The following is a 16,451-nucleotide window of genomic DNA, read 5'->3' on the forward strand; positions in this document are numbered from 1 at the left end:
CGCCCGGGGGCACGCGCCAGCATGGCAGTCGTCAACCACCAAGGGAACAGCATACTTCGATGCCGCGCCTGCTGTCCACTTCGCGCTGCGCCGCCCGAGTGTCGCTACCGTGGCCGCATGACGACGACGGCCGATCTCTACGACGAGCGGGGCGACGAGCTGCAGTCGCTCGAGCTGCAGCTGCAGGACCTCGGCGGGCGGATGCGCTTCTCGGGCCCCGTGCGCACGATCCGGTGCCGGAACGACAACGGGCTCGTCAAGGCGACCCTCGCGACGCCGGGCGACGGCGCGGTGCTCGTCGTCGACGGCGGCGGCTCGATGGCCTCGGCGCTCATGGGCGACATGATCGCGGCGTCGGCGGTCGCGAACGGCTGGGCCGGCGTCGTCATCAACGGACCGGTGCGCGACCGCACCGCGCTCGCGGCGCTCGACCTCGGCGTCAAGGCGCTCGGCTCGAACCCGCGCAAGAGCGCGAAGGACGGTGCGGGCGAGGCGGATGCGGTGGTGTCGTTCGGGGGCGTCGACTTCCGCCCCGGCGCGATGCTGTGGGCGGATGAGGACGGCGTGCTCGTCGCACGCTGACCGCTGCGCGCCGCATCCGCGCCGCCCTAGGCTTGGGGCCGTGAACCGCATCGCCGCGCGCATCGCCGCCATCAACGAATCCGCCACCCTGAAGGTCGACGCGAAGGCCAAGGCCCTGAAGGCCGCCGGGCGCGACGTGATCTCCTACGCCGCCGGCGAGCCCGACTTCGCGACGCCGCCGAACATCGTCGAGGCCGCGCGGCGGGCGCTCGCCGATCCGAAGAACTACCGGTACACGCCGGCGGCCGGCCTGCCCGAGCTGCGGGAGGCGATCGCGGCGAAGACGCTGCGCGACTCGGGGCTCGCGGTCGAGCCCTCGCAGGTGCTCGTGACGAACGGCGGCAAGCAGTCGGTCTACCAGGCGTTCCAGACGATCCTCGACCCGGGCGACGAGGTGCTCGTCCCCACCCCCTACTGGACGACCTACCCCGAGGCGATCGGGCTGACCGGCGCCCGCCAGGTCGACGTCTTCGCCGGCGCCGACCAGGGCTACCTCGTCACCGTCGAGCAGCTCGAGGCCGCGCGCACGGATCGCACGAAGGCGCTGCTGATGGTCTCGCCGTCGAACCCGACGGGCGCCGTCTACCCGGCCGAGCGCATCCGCGAGATCGGCGAGTGGGCCGAGCGCCAAGGCCTGTGGGTCGTGAGCGACGAGATCTACCAGAACCTCACCTACGACGGCGAGCGCGCCGTCTCCATCGTCGAGGCCGTGCCCGCGCTCGCCGACCGCACGATCCTCGTGAACGGCGTCGCGAAGACCTACGCGATGACCGGCTGGCGGGTGGGCTGGATGGTCGGCCCCGCCGATGTCATCAAGGCGGCGGGCAACCTGCAGTCGCACCTGACGAGCAACGTCAACAACGTCGCGCAGCTCGGGGCGGCCGAGGCGCTGAACGGCCCGCAGGACGCCGTCGCCGAGATGCTCGCGGCCTTCGACCGGCGCCGCCGGACGATCGTCGACGAGCTCTCGAGGATCGACGGCTTCTCGGTGCCGGCGCCGAAGGGGGCCTTCTACGTCTACGCGGATGTGTCGGGCCTGCTGGGCAGGGAGTGGGGCGGCGTGACGCCCACGTCGAGCCTCGAGCTCGCCGACCTGATGCTCGAGCAGGCCGAGGTGGCCGCCGTGCCGGGCGAGGCGTTCGGCCCGTCCGGCTACCTGCGCTTCTCGTACGCGCTCGGCGACGACGCGCTGCTCGAGGGCGTGCAGCGCCTGCAGCGCCTCTTCGGTGCCTGACCCGGTGGTGCGCGCCGCGCGCCGCGACGAGGCGCCGGCGCTCGCCGCGACCCTCGCGAGCGCGTTCGGCGGCACGGCCACCTTCCGGTGGCTGATCGCCGACGACGCGGCGCGCGAGCGACTGCTGCCGGCCTTCTTCGAGAGCTCGCTGCAGCACCTGCTGGCGTCGCCCGGCGCCGTGCTCGTCGCCGAGGCCGCGGGCTCGCCCGTCGCGGTGGCCGCGTGGGCGCCGCCGGGCCGCTGGAAGGCGCCCTGGTGGCGCGGGCTGCTGAGCATGCCGCGCCTGGTGCGCGCTGCCGACGGCGCGACGCTCCGCGAGTTCGGCGGCAAGGGGCCTGCGCTCGAGCGCGCGCTCGAGGCGGCCCACCCGGGCGAGCCGCACTGGTACCTCTCGGCGCTCGGCGCCGCGCCGGCCGCCCGGGGCACGGGCGCGGGCGGCGCGCTGGTCGAGGCTGGCCTGCGACGCAGCCGCGAGCAGGGGCTGCCCGCCTATCTCGAGTGCGTGCCCGAGCTCATCGGCTACTACGAGCGATTCGGGTTCCGCGTGGCCCACGAGATCGCGATCGGCGGCGGCGCGCCCGATCAGGTGGGGATGCTCGCGGGCTGACGCCGGCTCGGCAGCGGCTCCGGTCTCGTGACGCGAGCGCCCTAGGCGCGCGCTCCTCGACCTGCGGAGGGGGCGGGCGCGCTCCGGTCTCGTGACGCGTGCGGCCGAGGGCCGCGCGCTCCTCGACCTGCGGGTCACCCACCGATCGGTGGATCCGCCGGGCGCCGCGCACGGCCAGCCTGGAGGCATGAGCACAGCACCCCCGGTCGTCGTCGACGGCCTCACGAAGCGCTACGGCGCGCGCACCGTCGTCGACGGCGTCTCGTTCGAGATCGCCCGCGGCGAGACCTTCGCCCTGCTCGGCCCCAACGGCGCCGGCAAGTCCACGACCGTCGAGATGCTCGAGGGCTTCCGCTCGCCCACGAGCGGCACCGCGCGCGTGCTCGGCGTCGACCCGCGGCGCGGCGACGGCGACTGGCGCAGCCGCATCGGCGTCGTGCTGCAGTCGACCGGCCAGGCCGGCGCCCTCACCGTGCGCGAGATCCTCACGCACTTCGCCCGCGTCTTCCCGCACGCGCGCGACGTCGACGAGACGATCGCCGCGGTGGGCCTCACCGAGCACGCGCGCCGCCGCGTCAGCAAGCTCTCGGGCGGTCAGCAGCGCCGCGTCGACGTGGCGCTCGGCATCATCGGCCGGCCCGAGGTCCTCTTCCTCGACGAGCCGACGACCGGCTTCGACCCGCAGGCGCGCCGCGACTTCTGGCAGCTCATCCGCCAGGTCGCGAGCGACGGCACGACCATCCTGCTCACCACCCACTACCTCGAGGAGGCCGAGCAGCTGGCCGACCGCGCCGGCATCATCGCCGGCGGCCGGCTGCTCGCGCTCGACCGCGTCGACGCGATCGGCGGCGCCGAGGCCCGCACGCCGATCGTGCGGTGGTCGGATGCGTCGGGCCGCCACGAGGTGCGCACGACCGAACCCGCTGCGGTCGTGCGGTCGCTCGGCGGCGAGCCCGCCGGCCTCGAGGTCGTGCGCCCCTCGCTCGAGGACGTCTACCTGGAGCTCATCGGCTCCACCGAGCCCGAGGAGGCCGCAGCATGAGCACCACCGCCACCCGTCCCGCCGACGCGCGCCCGCGCATCCGCCCGGGGCACACCCTGCGCTGCGCCGTCGACCGCGTGCGGGTCGAGCTGCTGCAGTACATGCGGCGCAGCGACGCGCTCGTGTTCACGTTCCTGTTCCCCGTGCTGCTGTTCTCGATCTTCGCGAGCGCCTTCAGCGACGTGCCTGCGCTCATCGAGCTCGACGGCCAGGCGGTGACGCAGCCGCAGTACTACCTGCCCGCGATGCTCGCGGCGGGCGTCTTCCTCTCGGGCGTGCAGAACCTCGGCATCGAGATCGCGACCGAGCGCGCCGACGGCACGCTGCAGCGCCTCGCCGCCACGCCGCTGCCGGTGCTGTCGTACTTCCTCGGCAAGGTCGGGCAGCTGCTCGTCACGACGCTGCTGCAAGCGGCCCTGCTGCTCACCGTCGCGACGACCGTCTTCGGGCTCGAGCTGCCCACCGAGCCCGAGCGCTGGCTCACGCTCGCGTGGGTGTTCTTCGCCGCGCTCGTCTGCTTCGCCGTGCTGGGGGTCGCGATCGCGCAGATCCCGCGCAGCGCGAGCAGCGCCTCGGCCGTCGTGATCCCGCTCGCGCTCGTCATGCAGTTCATCTCGGGCATCTACCTGCCGTTCACGGTGCTGCCCGAGTGGCTGCAGGCGATCGCCAACCTGCTGCCGCTCGCGTGGGTCGCGCACGGCATGCGCTACGCGATGCTGCCCGACGTCGCGCGCCACCTCGAGGTCGGCGAGGTGTGGAACCTCGCGGGCGTGGCGACCGCGCTCGGCCTCTGGGCGGTGATCGGTACGGTGGTGGCAGCGCTGACCTTCCGCTGGATCAAGCGCGGCTGAGCTGCGAAGGCGGGCGACATGACCGAGGCACCGCGGGCGATCGCCGGCGTGCGCCGGCCGCCGACCGAGGACCCCCGCATGTGGGATGCGTTCGTGGGCGCCGGCGTCGTGGTGCTGCTGGTCGTCGCGTGCTTCGCGGGCACCCCGGCCGCGATCGCGCAGGCCGCAGCCGGCGTGCTCGCCGTCGGCGCGGGCTACCTGCTGCGGCGGCGCGCGATGCTCGCCGACATCGCGACGCCCGGGTTCCAGCTCGCGGCGATCGCGGGCGCGGCCGTGGCCGCCCACGCGTACGGCCCGATGGGCGCCGTGCAGGCGCTCGCCGCGCCGCTGCTGTGGGTGTCGTCGGGAGCGAGCACGCGACGCGCCGTCGTCGCCAACGCGGGGCTCTTCGGCGGCGTGCTCGTGGCGTTCTGGCTGCGCGGCGACGCGGTGCTGCTGCTCGCGACGACCCAGGCGCTCAGCTTCGCGTTCAGCATGGTGATCGGCCTGTGGATCTCGGGGCTCGCGCGCGCCAACGAGGAGCGCGAGCGCCTGATCGGCGAGCTAGAGCAGGCGCAGGCATCCATCGCCCGGCTGAGCGGGGAGCGCGCGACGGCAGCCGAGCGAGCCCGCATCGCTCGCGACCTGCACGACACCATCGCGCAGGACCTGACCGGCATCGCCATGCTCGCGCAGCGCAGCGACCCCGACGCGGAGACCGTCCGCTCGATCGAGGCGCTCGCGCAGGACGCGCTCGCCGAGGTGCGCGGCATCGTCGCCGCGCACGGCGGCGTCGGGCTCGACGACGGGCTGCCCGTCGCGCTCGAGCGGCTCGGCGCTCGGTTCCAGGCCGAGACGGGCATCGCCGTGACGGTCGCCGCACCGCCGGTCGACCTGCCCGTCGACGCGCAGGTCGCGCTGCTGCGCACCGCGCAGGAGTCGCTCGCGAACGTGCGCAAGCACGCGCAGGCGACGAGCGCCGCGATCGAGCTGCGGGCGGATGCGTCGGGCGCCGTGCTGCGGATCGCCGACGACGGGCGCGGCTTCGACCGCGCCACGATCACGCGCGGTCTCGGGCTCCACGGCCTCGACGAGCGCATGGCGCTCGCGGGCGGGAGCCTCGAGGTCGACTCCTCCCCCGCCGGGACGACGGTGACGGCTCGGCTCGCCCGCGGGGGCGGCTCGTGATCCGGGTCGTCGTCGCCGACGACCACCCGGTCGTGCGCGGCGGGCTCGTGGCGCTGCTCGCCGAGGCGAGCGACCTCGAGGTGGTGGGGCAGGCCGCCGACGGCGAGGAGCTCGTGCGCGTGGCGGGCGAGCTGCTGCCGGATGTCGTGCTCACCGATCTGCGCATGCCGCGCGTCGGCGGAGCCGAGGCGACCCGGCGCATCCTCGCCCGGCATCCCGCGACGCGGGTGCTCGTGCTCACGACCTACGACTCGGATGCCGACATCCTCGCCGCGACCGAGGCGGGCGCCACCGGCTACCTGCTGAAGGCGTCGCCGCCGCTCGAGATCTTCGCGGCGGTGCGGGCCGTCGCGCGCGGCGAGCGGGCCATGGCGCCGAGCGTCGCGCGGGCGCTCGCCGAGCGGCAGGCCGCGCCGTCGGCCGCCCTCTCGGCGCGCGAGCGCGAGGTGCTCGCGCTCATGCGGCAGGGCGCGACGAACGCCGCGATCGGGCGGCAGCTGTTCATCGGCGAGGCGACGGTGAAGTCGCACGTGCAGTCGATCTTCGCGAAGCTCGGCGTGCGGGATCGCACGAGCGCGGTCGCGGTGGGGATCGAGCGCGGGCTCGTGTGAGGGGCGGGCGGGGCTGGGCTCCGGTCTCGTGACGCGTGCGCCTTCGGCGCGCGCTCCTCGACCTGCGGGGTGCGTGCGCCTGCGGCGCGCTCTCCTCGACCTGCGGCTGCGCCTGCGGCGCGCGCTCCTGGACCTGCGGGGTAGTGCTCCTGCGGCGCGCGCTCCTCGACCTGCGGGGTTGGTGCGACGTGCGCGGTGCGGGGGTCAGACGTGGGTGGCGTAGGCGGCGTAGCGCTCGAGCAGCTGCGACCAGTCGGTGTGCTTGGCGCGGCCCGCGAGGTTCGACTCGTTCCAGCCGTGGTGCTGCAGCAGCACGCGCGTGCCGCCGTGCGGCAGGTCGGCGAACACGATCGTCACGCGGCTCGGGTCGCCGTCGTGCGACAGCCCGAAGGTGTGGCTGAAGCGCGCCCCCGGCTCGGCCTCGAGCACCTCGCCCCACACGATCTCGCTGCCGTCGCGAGCGTGCTCGACGATGCGGTGCCCGGGATGCGGGTCGAGGTCGATGCGGTCGAACCCGCTGCCGCTCGCGGTGAGGCCGCGCGGCCACCACTCGGGCAGGCCGAGCACGTAGGCGTCGTACGCCCGCGTGCGGCTGACCGGCAGGTCGAGCGAGTGCTCGATCGGAGCGCGCGGATCGTCGATGCGCTCGATCGGGCCGGTGAGCGGCGGCTGCGGCGCGCTGCTCGTGTGCGACTCCAGGTTGTCCCCCATCGCATCCGACTCTGTCATGCGCGCCGCCGCGGATCAAGGGCGGGGCGGTGCCTCCACGGCATCAGGGGACACGAAGCGCTCCTCGCCGTCGAGCTCCTGGAAGATCGTCAGCTGCAGGTCGGCGGGCGCGTCGAGCCGCGAGTTGAGCGAGCGCCACGGCGTCTCGACGGGCTCGGCGACGAGCGTGGCGCCGGCGTCCTCGAGCCGCCTGGTGACACCCGCGGCGTCCTCGACCTCGAAGGCGACGCGGATGCGCGGGCTCGCGTGCCCGCCCGCCTCCACGCGGTCGATCATCCGCTTCTGCGCCGGGTTGGCGAGCTCGAGCGTCGCGCGGCCGGCGTCGAGGATCGCCACGCGCGCGTCGCCCTCGCCGGCGAACGCGGCGAGCTCGGGCAGGCCCAGCGCGTCGCGGTAGAACGCGAGCGCCGCCTCGAAGTCCGAGGTCTCGACCACGAGCCGCAGCTGCTTCGGTGCATCCGTCATGCGTGGCAGAACGCGGGTGCTCGGCCGCGCATTCCGCTCAGAGCCGCAGGCCGACGAGCACCGGCTCGGGCACGAGGTGGACGCCGAACTGGTTCTCGACCCGCGCCTGCACGAAGCGCGCGAGCTCGGCGACCTGCTCGCCGGTCGCGCCTCCGCGGTTCGTGAGCGCGAGCGTGTGCTTGGACGACACCGCAGCGCGCGAGCCGGGCAGCGAGAAGCCGCGTGCGATGCCCGACTGCTCGATGAGCCACGCCGCCGAGAGCTTCACCTGCGGCACCGGGCGGTCGAGCGACGGCACGGGCGTGTCGGCGTCGAGCGGCAGCACCGTCGCCAGCGGCTGCGGCGACACCGACCAGCGGGGCGCCTCCTGCGGCAGCCCGGACGCGAAGCGCGCCGACACGATCGGGTTCGTGAAGAACGATCCGGCGCTCACCGAATCGGGGTCGTCGGAGAGCACCATCCCCTTCGAGCGCCGCAGTTCGAGCACCGAGGCCCGCACGTCCTCGAGCGGCACGCGCGTGCCGAGCTCGACGCCGAGCGCCGTCGCGAGCTGCTGGTAGGCGACGGGCTGGCTGCGCCGATCGGCGGTGCGCCGCAGCCGCACGTCGACCGAGAGCACGACGCCCGAGAGCAGCCCGCGCTTGATCGCCGAGTCGCGGTAGCCGAGCCGCAGCTCGGCCGCCGGCACGTGCCGCACGACGAGCTCGTCGGTCTCGCGATCGAGCGTCAGCAGCTCGATGCCGACGAGCGTCGACGAGAGCTCCTGCCCGTAGGCGCCGATGTTCTGGATCGGCGCCGCGCCCATCGACCCGGGGATGCCGCTGAGCGCCTCGAGGCCCGCGAGGCCCTCGTCGACCGCCTGCGCCACCACCGCATCCCACGACTCGCCGGCCTCGACGCGCAGCACGACCGCGTCGTCGGCGGGCGGCTCCTCGCCCGCCGGCCGTCGCGGCGGCTGCGCCGCCGCGAGCGTGCGGATGCCGCGGGTCGCGACGCGCAGGACGGTGCCGTCGAACGGCTCGGAGGAGGCGACGGTGTTGGAGCCGCCGCCGAGGATGAGATGCGGCTCGTACTCGTCGTCGAGCAGCTCGGCGTAGGCCGCGGCGACCGCCTCGCGCGTCGTCGCCTCGATCCAGCGCTGCGCCTCGCCGCCCACCCGCATGGTGGTGGCGTCGGCCAACGAGCGGCGATCGCTCATCGGTCGGTCGCCACCACGACCTGCGCCTTGCCGAGCACCGTCTGGTCGCCCGCCGTGACGGTGAGGTCGATGCGGGCAGCGCCCTCGTCGAGGCGGCCGACGGTCGCGACCACGCGGAGGTCGGCGCCCGCCTCGGCGTCGACGACGACGGGCCGGGTGAAGCGCACCTGGTAGTCGACGACGCGGCCCGGGCCGGCCCAGTCGACCACCGGCTGCACGGCGGCCCCCATCGTCAGCATGCCGTGCGCGAGCACGCCGGGCAGCCCGACGGCCGCGGCGACGTCGTCGCGGTAGTGGATCGGGTTGAAGTCGCCCGAGGCGCCGGCGTAGCGCACGAGGCTCTCGCGCGTGAAGCGCAGCTCGCGCTCGGCGACCACCTGGCCGACCTCGAGCGCAGCGGGATCGAACGCCGCGCCCATCAGGCCGCCTCCCCCGCCACCACGAGCGACGACGTGGCCGTGACCACGTGCGCGCCCGACGCATCCGTCACGGCAGTCTCGCATGTGACCATGTCGTTGCCGCCGAGCGAGCGCACGCGCGTCACGGTGAGCTGCGCCGTGAGCTCGTCGCCCGCGACGATGGGGCGGGATGCGGTGAAGCGCTGGTCGCCGTGCACGATGCGCTCGAGCACGATGCCGGCCTCGGGGTCGTCGAGCAGCTGGTTCCAGGTGAGCTGCTGGATGACGATCGGGAAGGTCGGCGGCGCGACGACGTCGGCGTGGCCCGCGGCGCGCGCTGCCTCGACGTCGTGGTGCTCGGGGTGGGTCGCCTGCACGGCGCGCGCGAACTCGCGCACCTTCTCGCGCCCGACGAGGTACGGCCGGATGGGCGGGTACTGCCTGCCCTGGAGCTCGGGGTTCACTGCCACGCGAGCCAGTCTAGGCGGCGGTCCCCTCCCATAGCGCGGCCACGTGACGGGCGTCGGTGCCGCAGCATCCGCCGACGATCGCGAGCCCCGGCAGCAGGGGCCGCAGCGCCTCGTGGCCGTCGCGCAGCCGGTCGATGTCGCCCGCGTCGAGCTGCTCGGCCGCGTCGAGCTCGGCGTGGCTCTTCGTCGACGCGTTGTAGCGCACGCTCGCGATCCGCTCGCGCCAGGGGCCGCCCTCCTCGAGCGCACCGCGCACGTGCTCGGGGTGGGCGCAGTTGATCATGTAGTGCAGCACGTGCGCCTCGCGGTCGACCGCCGCGATCGCCTGGTGCAGCGTCGAGCCGTCGAGCATGCGGCCGTCGGTCTCGACCGTGAAGCCGATGATCACCGGCAGCCCGTGGAAGTACGCGGCGCGCGCGATGCCGATGGCCTCGCCGGGATCCGAGAGCGTGAACGCGGTCACGAGGTCGGCGCCCGCCTCGGCGAAGGCGTCGACCTGCTGCTCGTGGTAGACCTGCGACGTGCCGGGGTCCATCGGCCCGTGGCCCGCGTACGCGTCGCCGCGCGGGCCGACCGCGCCGCTGATGAGCACGTCGTCGAGCCCGTACGCGTCGCGCTGCTCCTGCAGGTGGCGCACGGCGTGCACGTTCGCGTCGTAGAGGTCGCGACGGCTGTCGCCGAGCCGGGAGCCCCAGTCGGGGTTGGCCCGCCACGTGGGGGTCTCGAGCAGCAGTCCGGCGCCGAAGCGGCGCGCGATCGCGGCGTAGGCCGCGAAGTAGGTCGCGAGCAGCGCACGGCCGCGCTCGGTGCGCAGCAGCGGATAGGCGGCGAAGTGCGGCAGGTCGACGCGATGGTTGAAGACCAGGTCGGTCTCCAGCCCGCCGTCGGTGACGTACGGATGCGTCGGCGTGGGCCAGCCGTGCTCCGCCTCGCGGGTCATGGTCTCGAGGGACATCGTCGTCCTCCTCCAGATGCACTGCGGTGCTGGCACGCACGCTACGCCGGGTGGCGCCCGCCGTCCATGCCCCAGATCCGCTGCTCGGGGGCGGATGCGCGGGTCGTCCGGGGACGACGAAGGGGACCGGATCGATCCGGTCCCCTTCGTCTGGCGGTAGCGAGGGCGGGGCTCGAACCCGCGACCTCACGATTATGAGTCGTGCGCTCTCACCAACTGAGCTACCCCGCCAGGACGCCCACCCAAGCACGAGGCATCAAGCGAACGCGAGCCCCGAGCGAGGATTGAACTCGCGACCCCTTCCTTACCATGGAAGTGCTCTACCACTGAGCTATCGGGGCGATGCCCGCTGAGCAGGCAACCGGAACATCGTAGCACCGGCGGGCGCCTGCGCGCACACTCGCGAGGGCTACGGGTCGACGAGCGTGTCCTTGCTCCAGGCCGCCGTGAGCGTCGGCTCGGCGGGCTCGCCGTGCGCGAGCGCGGCGTCCTGCGAGGCGTTCTCCTCGAGCAGCTGCGCGAGCTCCTCCTCGCCGTCGCCCCGCGGCACCTCGACGCCCGGCAGCGACCACGCGGTGAAGGCGGGACCCGCGCCGGTGAGCCGCAGCCCGCCGTCGCCGAAGACGTGCGCGCCGCCCTCCCCGAAGAGCCGGGTGAGCGCGCCGTCGAGCCAGAGCACCCCCTCCTCCACGACCACGTCGTAGAAGCCGCGCGCGGCGACGCACAGCACGCTCGACGCGGAGGTCTCGCGCACCCAGACGAGCACCTCCTCGCCCACGTGCAGCCACCGCATCCCGCCGCCCCGCAGGGCGGGCTGCGACGCGCGCAGCGCGAGCAGCTCGCGGTGCAGCTGCAGCGCGTCGGCGTGGTCGTCGAGCGCGTCCCACGGCATCGGCGTGCGCGAGTCCTCGCCGTTGACGCCGGTGAGGCCGAGCTCGTCGCCCGCCCAGACCACGGGGATGCCGGGGAGCGACACCGCCATGCCGAGCGCGACCGGGACGGCGCCCGGCAGCGCGTTCGTCGCGAAGCGCGGGGTGTCGTGCGTGTCGAGCGCGTTCATGTTGTGCAGCCGCGTGCGCCAGGGGATGCCCGCGATGAAGCGCTGGTGCTGCGCGTGCAGGTCGACCCCCGAGTAGGAGGGGATGACGGAGCGGGCCATGCCGAGGCCGCCGAACGCCGCGGATCCGGGCACCGAGAGCCAGCCCCACACCGGGCGGGTGAAGTTGGCGTAGGTCATCGCGCCGTGCCACGCGTCGCCCTGGAAGTCGTCGGTCGCGTCGTTGGTCGACTCCCCGAGCAGCAGCGTGTCGGGGTTGATCTCGAGCATCGTGCGGCGGATCGTCTGGCGCACCTCGGCGTTGAGGTCGTCGTCCTCGTAGCGGCCCGTCATGTTGGCGACGTCGATGCGCCAGCCGTCGAGCGAATAGGGGGGTCGCAGCCAGCGCCCCACGACCGAGTCGGGCCCCTCGATGAAGCGGCGCCGCAGCTCGCGCGAGTTCCAGTTGAGCTTCGGCAGCGACGCGTGCCCGAGCCACGCGGCGTAGCTGCCGCCCTCGTGGAAGTAGTAGAAGCCGCGCTCGAGCGCATCCGGATCGGCCTGCGCCGCGACGAACCAGTCGTGGGTGTCGCCCGTGTGGTTGCTCGTGAGGTCGCCGAGCACCTTGAGCCCGCGCGCGTGCGCCGCCTCGACGAGCGAGATGAGCGCCTCGTCGCCGCCGAGCAGCGGATCGACGACGTCGAACGTCGACGCGTTGTAGCGGTGGTTCGACGCGCCCGGGAAGACGGGCGTCAGGTAGAGCACGGTCGCGCCGAGGTCGACGAGGTGGTCGAGGTGCGCCTCGACGCCCGCGAGGTCGCCGCCGTAGAGCTGCTCCGAGACGCCGGGGCCCGAGCCGATCACCGCGTCGCCCCACTCGGCGGCGACCGCCCACTCGGGGGTCGGATGCGTCGCCGCCTGCTCGGAGCGCGCGAACCGGTCGGGGAAGACCTGGTAGAGCACCGCATCCGTCGCCCACGCCGGCGGAGCCGGGTGCGCGACGAGCGCGAAGTCGGCGTCGTCGCGCGTCTCGATCGCGTGCACGCCCTCCTGGTTGATCCAGTGCGTGTGGCCGGATGCGTAGTGCACGAGCCAGCGGTAGCGGTGCACGGGGTTGGCCACCCGGATCTCGGCCTCCCACCAGTCGTACGCGCCGGCCGCGCCGAGGTGCACCGCCTTGTTGAAGAACGGCTCGCGGTCGGGGTTGGAGCGCACGAGCACCTCGAGCGGCGCATCGAGCGACGAGGGGATGCGCAGGCGCACCCGCACCACGTCGCCGAGGGACGGCGTCAGGGTCGAGACGTGCAGGGGCGATCCGTCGTGGTGGGGCTGGAGCACGCGCTCACGCTAGGGCATGCGCGAGGGCCGGCGCGAAGCGTCGCCGGCCCTCGCGTGTCTCCTCAGTGCTCCGAGGCCTTCTCGGCGCCTGCGCCGGTGAAGGAGCGCACCTCCATCTCCGCCTGCTTGACGTCGTGGTCGTCCTCCGGCTTCGACACGAGCGTGCCGACGATGCCGAGCACGAACGCGAGCGGGATCGAGACGATGCCGGGGTTGGAGAGCGGGAAGATCGCCCAGTCGCCATCGGGGAACATCGACTTCGGGGTGCCGGAGACCGCCGGCGAGAAGACGATCAGCAGCACGCACGACGCGAGCCCGCCGTACATCGACCACAGCGCTCCGCCGGTGTTGAACCGCCGCCAGAAGAGCGAGTAGAGGATGGTCGGCAGGTTGGCGCTCGCGGCCACCGCGAACGCGAGCGCCACGAGGAACGCGACGTTCTGGTTCTGCGCCACGATGCCGCCGACGATCGCGATGACGCCGATCACCACGACGGTGAAGCGCGCGACCCGCACCTCGGCGCCCGGCGCGACGTTGCCGCGCTTGATGATCGAGCCGTAGATGTCGTGGGCGAACGACGTCGCCGCGGTGATCGCGAGACCCGCGACGACCGCGAGGATCGTCGCGAACGCCACCGCCGAGATGATCGCCATGAGGATCGGGCCGCCGAGCGCGAGCGCGAGCAGCGGCGCCGCGGCGTTCTCCCCTCCCGCCGCATCCGCGAGCACCTCGGGTCCCACGAGCGCGCCCGCGCCGAAGCCGAGCACGAGCGTGAAGAGGTAGAAGATGCCGATGAGCCAGATCGCCCACACGACGCTGCGCCGCGCCTCCTTCGCCGAGGGCACGGTGTAGAAGCGCATGAGCACATGCGGGAGGCCCGCGGTGCCGAGCACGAGCGCGAGCCCGAGCGAGAGGAAGTCGACGGGGTTCGTGTAGCGGAGCCCGGGCGCGAGGATGGCCTCCCCGTCGGGCGAGGCCTCGACGGCCATCCGCAGCAGCTCGTCGAGGTCGAAGCGCACGACCATGAGCACCATGAGCGTCATGATCCCCGCGCCGGCGATGAGCAGCACGGCCTTGATGATCTGCACCCAGGTGGTGCCCTTCATCCCGCCGAAGATGACGTAGACGATCATGAGGGCGCCGACGACCGCGATGGTGATCGAGGTCGCCGCCGGGTCGTCGAAGCCCATGAGCAGCGCCACGAGCCCGCCCGCGCCCGCCATCTGGGCCACGAGGTAGAAGAAGCAGACCGCGAGGGTCGCGAGCGCCGCCGCCATCCGCACGGGCCGCTGCTTGAGCCGGAAGCTCAGCACGTCGGCCATGGTGAAGCGGCCGGTGTTGCGCAGCAGCTCGGCGACGAGCAGCAGCGCGACGAGCCACGCCACGAGGAAGCCGATCGAGTAGAGGAAGCCGTCGTAGCCCGCGACGGCGATCGCGCCGCAGATGCCCAGGAAGCTCGCCGCCGAGAGGTAGTCGCCCGCGATCGCGATGCCGTTCTGCCGACCGGTGAACGAGCGGCCCGCGGCGTAGAACTCGTTCTCGGTCGCCTTCCGGCGCGAGACGCGGAAGACGATGAAGAGCGTCACCGCGACGAACGCGGCGAACACGATCATGTTGATGACCGGGTTGATCTCCTGCTCCATCACCGCTCACCCTCCTGCGCGCGCTCCATCTCGGCGGCGAGCGGCTCGGCGACCGGGTCGTAGACGCGGTTGGCCCACCGGCTGTAGAGCATCGTGATCGCGAAGGTCGAGGCGAACTGGCCGAGGCCGAACAGCAGGCCCACCGTGATGTGGCTCTCGCCCAGGCGCGTGGCGAAGAAGTCGGGCGCGTAGCCGGCGATGAGCACGTAGGCGAGGTACCAGGCGAGGAAGAGGACCGTCATCGGCAGGATGAAGGTCAGGAACGTGCGTCGGAGCCGCTGGAACTCCGGGGAGCGCTGCATCTCGATGCTGCGCTCGGCGATCGTGACGGACTCGGGCATGCGGACACTCCCATCCCCGGCGCATCGTTGCGCCGGCTGCATCGGTGCAGTGGCCAGAGCCTAGCCGAATCCTCAGCGCGACCTCAGGATCCGCTGAAGCGCGCCGCTCAGAGGTCGCGCATCGACTCGCTGGGCTCGACGCCCCGGAAGCGCACGATGTTGACGATCGCCGCGGCGAGGCCGCCCCAGAGGACGAGCATCGCCACGGCCATCATGACGATGGCGTCCGCGCTCATCGGATCACCTCCTCGTCCGCCTCGGGCGCCTCCATCGGCGTCGTCGCCTTCCACCGCGTGAACGACAGCAGGACGCCGGCCACGATCGCCGCGCCCGCGACACCCCACCCGAACAGCCCGAGCATCCACGCCGGGTAGCCCTCGTAGGGCACGGTGATCGCCGTGATCGTCTCCTGCACGAGCATGATGACGAGCGCGATGGGCGTCACGACCATGACGAGCGCCTTCCACCAGCCGCCGAGCCGGATCGAGCCGTACCGGCTCATGTGCTCCGCGAACCACGGCACCTTCCGCACGCCCCACGCGACCGCGACCATCGCGACGAGCGCCGCGAGCAGGATGCCGAAGCGGTTGATGAAGTAGTCGGCGATGTCGAGCACATAGACGCCGCTCGTGGTCGAGAACAGCAGGATGCTGATGATCGCGAGCGGCACCGTCACGACGAGCGTGGCCTGCACGCGGCCGAGCTCGAGCTTGTCTCGCACGGCCGAGATGACGACCTCGAGGATCGACACGAGGGACGTGAAGCCCGCCAGCACGAGCGAGACGAAGAAGAGCACGCCGAGCAGCGCGCCGAGCGGCGCCTGGGAGATGATCGCGGGGAAGGCGACGAAGGCGAGCCCGATGCCGTCCGCCACGACATCCGCGACGCCGAGCCCGGAGGCCTGGGCCAGGAAGCCGAGCGCCGAGAAGACGCCGATGCCGCACAGGAGCTCGAAGCCCGAGTTGGCGAAGCCGACGACGAAGCCGGAGCCGGTCATGTCGATCTTGCGCCCGACGTAGCTCGCGTAGGTGATCATGATGCCGAAGCCGACCGAGAGCGAGAAGAAGATCTGCCCGAACGCGCTCGCCCAGACCGCGGGCTGCGCGAGCGCGGCCCAGTCGGGCTGGAAGAGGGTCTGGAGGCCTTCGAGCGCGCCGGGGAGCGAGAGCGCCTGGACGACGAGCGCGCCGAATGCGATGAGCAGCACCGGGATGAAGATGACGGAGGTCGCGCCGACGCCCTTCTGCACCCCGAGCGCCATGATGACGATCGTCACGGCCCACAGCACCACCATGGGGATGAGCACCGCGGGCACGAACTCGAGCGTGACGCCCGGCTCCCCTGCCTGCAGGAAGTCCTGGAACAGGAATGTCTCGGGGTCGTCGCCCCACGCCTGCGTGAACGAGAAGCCCGTGTACTGGATCGCCCACGCGAGGATCGCGGCGTAGTAGACCGAGATGACGACGCAGATCGCCACCTGCCACCAGCCGATCCACTCGAGCCGCCTCGAGATGCGGCGGAACGACAGCGGGGCGGACCCCCGCTGCGAGTGGCCGATGGCGTAGTCCAGCAGCAGGAGCGGGATGCCCGCGACGAGCAGCGCGACGAGGTACGGCAGGATGAACGCCCCGCCGCCGCCCTCGTACGCGACGTAGGGGAAGCGCCAGATGTTGCCGAGCCCGACGGCGGAGCCGATGGCCGCCATGATGAACACGGTCTTGTTCGAGAACCGACCTCGATCGATCGGGGCCTTGGTGACGGTCATCGCGGGCTCCTCCCGGGCG

At 73.1% G+C, this 16,451-nt stretch carries 18 protein-coding genes and 2 tRNA genes; 7 read left to right on the forward strand and 13 right to left on the reverse strand.

All coding sequences use genetic code 11. From position 1 onward, the window contains the following. Positions 1-117: 117 nt before the first annotated feature. From rraA to BLT67_RS05115, 7 genes are all read left to right on the forward strand, one after another. Positions 118-582 (forward strand): ribonuclease E activity regulator RraA, encoded by a 465-nt coding sequence (gene rraA, locus BLT67_RS05085; RefSeq protein ID WP_092666010.1) that lies wholly within the window; start codon positions 118-120, stop codon positions 580-582. 40 nt (positions 583-622) lie between these two features. After that, positions 623-1,816, forward strand: a complete 1,194-nt coding sequence (locus BLT67_RS05090) for a pyridoxal phosphate-dependent aminotransferase (protein WP_231945593.1) — start codon at positions 623-625, stop codon at positions 1,814-1,816. Beyond that, on the forward strand, positions 1,809-2,423 hold the full coding sequence (locus BLT67_RS05095; RefSeq protein ID WP_092666012.1) for a GNAT family N-acetyltransferase: 615 nt from the start codon (positions 1,809-1,811) through the stop codon (positions 2,421-2,423). The genes BLT67_RS05090 and BLT67_RS05095 overlap by 8 nt, the downstream gene beginning before the upstream one ends. A gap of 187 nt (positions 2,424-2,610) precedes the next feature. Beyond that, positions 2,611-3,465 carry an ABC transporter ATP-binding protein gene (locus BLT67_RS05100; protein WP_092667538.1) on the forward strand — a complete coding sequence of 285 codons (855 nt, stop codon included), beginning with the start codon at positions 2,611-2,613 and terminating at the stop codon, positions 3,463-3,465. Continuing rightward, complete coding sequence (locus BLT67_RS05105) at positions 3,462-4,316, forward strand: ABC transporter permease (RefSeq protein ID WP_092666013.1); 855 nt, start codon at positions 3,462-3,464, stop codon at positions 4,314-4,316. Before BLT67_RS05100 ends, BLT67_RS05105 begins: the two co-directional genes overlap by 4 nt. Positions 4,317-4,334: 18 nt before the next feature. Next, positions 4,335-5,483, forward strand: coding sequence for a sensor histidine kinase (locus BLT67_RS05110; protein ID WP_092666014.1), 1,149 nt, complete (start codon positions 4,335-4,337; stop codon positions 5,481-5,483). Beyond that, on the forward strand, positions 5,480-6,094 hold the full coding sequence (locus BLT67_RS05115) for a response regulator transcription factor (RefSeq protein WP_092666015.1): 615 nt from the start codon (positions 5,480-5,482) through the stop codon (positions 6,092-6,094). The genes BLT67_RS05110 and BLT67_RS05115 overlap by 4 nt, the downstream gene beginning before the upstream one ends. A 204-nt stretch (positions 6,095-6,298) precedes the next feature. Here BLT67_RS05115 and BLT67_RS05120 read toward each other — a convergent pair whose 3' ends face one another. The 13 genes from BLT67_RS05120 to BLT67_RS05175 all read right to left on the reverse strand — a co-directional run bounded on the left by BLT67_RS05120 (position 6,299) and on the right by BLT67_RS05175 (position 16,432). Then, positions 6,299-6,805, reverse strand: a complete 507-nt coding sequence (locus tag BLT67_RS05120) for an SRPBCC domain-containing protein (protein ID WP_157674190.1) — start codon at positions 6,803-6,805, stop codon at positions 6,299-6,301. Between the two features lie 33 nt (positions 6,806-6,838). Next, complete coding sequence (locus BLT67_RS05125) at positions 6,839-7,288, reverse strand: VOC family protein (RefSeq protein ID WP_092666017.1); 450 nt, start codon at positions 7,286-7,288, stop codon at positions 6,839-6,841. Between the two features lie 37 nt (positions 7,289-7,325). Next, on the reverse strand, positions 7,326-8,486 hold the full coding sequence (locus BLT67_RS05130) for a UDP-N-acetylmuramate dehydrogenase (RefSeq protein ID WP_092666018.1): 1,161 nt from the start codon (positions 8,484-8,486) through the stop codon (positions 7,326-7,328). Further along, positions 8,483-8,905 (reverse strand): MaoC/PaaZ C-terminal domain-containing protein, encoded by a 423-nt coding sequence (locus BLT67_RS05135; RefSeq protein ID WP_092666019.1) that lies wholly within the window; start codon positions 8,903-8,905, stop codon positions 8,483-8,485. Before BLT67_RS05135 ends, BLT67_RS05130 begins: the two co-directional genes overlap by 4 nt. After that, positions 8,905-9,354 carry a MaoC family dehydratase N-terminal domain-containing protein gene (locus BLT67_RS05140; protein WP_092666020.1) on the reverse strand — a complete coding sequence of 150 codons (450 nt, stop codon included), beginning with the start codon at positions 9,352-9,354 and terminating at the stop codon, positions 8,905-8,907. Before BLT67_RS05140 ends, BLT67_RS05135 begins: the two co-directional genes overlap by 1 nt. A 10-nt stretch (positions 9,355-9,364) precedes the next feature. Continuing rightward, positions 9,365-10,309: a homocysteine S-methyltransferase family protein gene (locus BLT67_RS05145; RefSeq protein WP_231945594.1), complete on the reverse strand. Its 945-nt coding sequence runs from the start codon at positions 10,307-10,309 to the stop codon at positions 9,365-9,367. 157 nt (positions 10,310-10,466) lie between these two features. After that, a tRNA-Met gene (locus tag BLT67_RS05150) sits at positions 10,467-10,540 on the reverse strand. A gap of 38 nt (positions 10,541-10,578) precedes the next feature. Beyond that, positions 10,579-10,650, reverse strand: a tRNA-Thr gene (locus BLT67_RS05155). 68 nt (positions 10,651-10,718) lie between these two features. Beyond that, positions 10,719-12,683, reverse strand: coding sequence for a glycoside hydrolase family 13 protein (locus tag BLT67_RS05160; RefSeq protein WP_092666021.1), 1,965 nt, complete (start codon positions 12,681-12,683; stop codon positions 10,719-10,721). A 62-nt stretch (positions 12,684-12,745) separates the two neighbouring features. Then, on the reverse strand, positions 12,746-14,326 hold the full coding sequence (locus BLT67_RS05165; RefSeq protein ID WP_092666022.1) for a solute symporter family protein: 1,581 nt from the start codon (positions 14,324-14,326) through the stop codon (positions 12,746-12,748). Further along, positions 14,326-14,667, reverse strand: coding sequence for a DUF485 domain-containing protein (locus tag BLT67_RS05170; protein WP_092666023.1), 342 nt, complete (start codon positions 14,665-14,667; stop codon positions 14,326-14,328). The genes BLT67_RS05165 and BLT67_RS05170 overlap by 1 nt, the downstream gene beginning before the upstream one ends. A 107-nt stretch (positions 14,668-14,774) precedes the next feature. Then, positions 14,775-14,903, reverse strand: a complete 129-nt coding sequence (locus tag BLT67_RS13375) for a methionine/alanine import family NSS transporter small subunit (protein ID WP_157674192.1) — start codon at positions 14,901-14,903, stop codon at positions 14,775-14,777. Continuing rightward, positions 14,900-16,432, reverse strand: a complete 1,533-nt coding sequence (locus BLT67_RS05175; RefSeq protein WP_092666024.1) for a sodium-dependent transporter — start codon at positions 16,430-16,432, stop codon at positions 14,900-14,902. Before BLT67_RS05175 ends, BLT67_RS13375 begins: the two co-directional genes overlap by 4 nt. Positions 16,433-16,451 lie beyond the last annotated feature (19 nt).

The sequence above is a fragment of the Agrococcus carbonis genome, from assembly GCF_900104705.1.
Lineage (GTDB): Bacteria > Actinomycetota > Actinomycetes > Actinomycetales > Microbacteriaceae > Agrococcus > Agrococcus carbonis.

What these genes read in the sequence shown, in the direction of transcription:
- rraA (WP_092666010.1), top strand. Translation starts at nt 118, where the DNA reads ATGACGACGACGGCCGATCTCTACGACGAGCGGGGCGACGAGCTGCAG.
- BLT67_RS05100 (WP_092667538.1), top strand. Translation starts at nt 2,611, where the DNA reads ATGAGCACAGCACCCCCGGTCGTCGTCGACGGCCTCACGAAGCGCTAC.
- BLT67_RS05105 (WP_092666013.1), top strand. Translation starts at nt 3,462, where the DNA reads ATGAGCACCACCGCCACCCGTCCCGCCGACGCGCGCCCGCGCATCCGC.
- BLT67_RS05110 (WP_092666014.1), top strand. Translation starts at nt 4,335, where the DNA reads ATGACCGAGGCACCGCGGGCGATCGCCGGCGTGCGCCGGCCGCCGACC.
- BLT67_RS05120 (WP_157674190.1), bottom strand. Translation starts at nt 6,805, where the DNA reads ATGGGGGACAACCTGGAGTCGCACACGAGCAGCGCGCCGCAGCCGCCG.
- BLT67_RS05125 (WP_092666017.1), bottom strand. Translation starts at nt 7,288, where the DNA reads ATGACGGATGCACCGAAGCAGCTGCGGCTCGTGGTCGAGACCTCGGAC.
- BLT67_RS05130 (WP_092666018.1), bottom strand. Translation starts at nt 8,486, where the DNA reads ATGAGCGATCGCCGCTCGTTGGCCGACGCCACCACCATGCGGGTGGGC.
- BLT67_RS05135 (WP_092666019.1), bottom strand. Translation starts at nt 8,905, where the DNA reads ATGGGCGCGGCGTTCGATCCCGCTGCGCTCGAGGTCGGCCAGGTGGTC.
- BLT67_RS05145 (WP_231945594.1), bottom strand. Translation starts at nt 10,309, where the DNA reads ATGTCCCTCGAGACCATGACCCGCGAGGCGGAGCACGGCTGGCCCACG.
- BLT67_RS05165 (WP_092666022.1), bottom strand. Translation starts at nt 14,326, where the DNA reads ATGGAGCAGGAGATCAACCCGGTCATCAACATGATCGTGTTCGCCGCG.
- BLT67_RS05170 (WP_092666023.1), bottom strand. Translation starts at nt 14,667, where the DNA reads ATGCCCGAGTCCGTCACGATCGCCGAGCGCAGCATCGAGATGCAGCGC.
- BLT67_RS13375 (WP_157674192.1), bottom strand. Translation starts at nt 14,903, where the DNA reads ATGAGCGCGGACGCCATCGTCATGATGGCCGTGGCGATGCTCGTCCTC.
- BLT67_RS05175 (WP_092666024.1), bottom strand. Translation starts at nt 16,432, where the DNA reads ATGACCGTCACCAAGGCCCCGATCGATCGAGGTCGGTTCTCGAACAAG.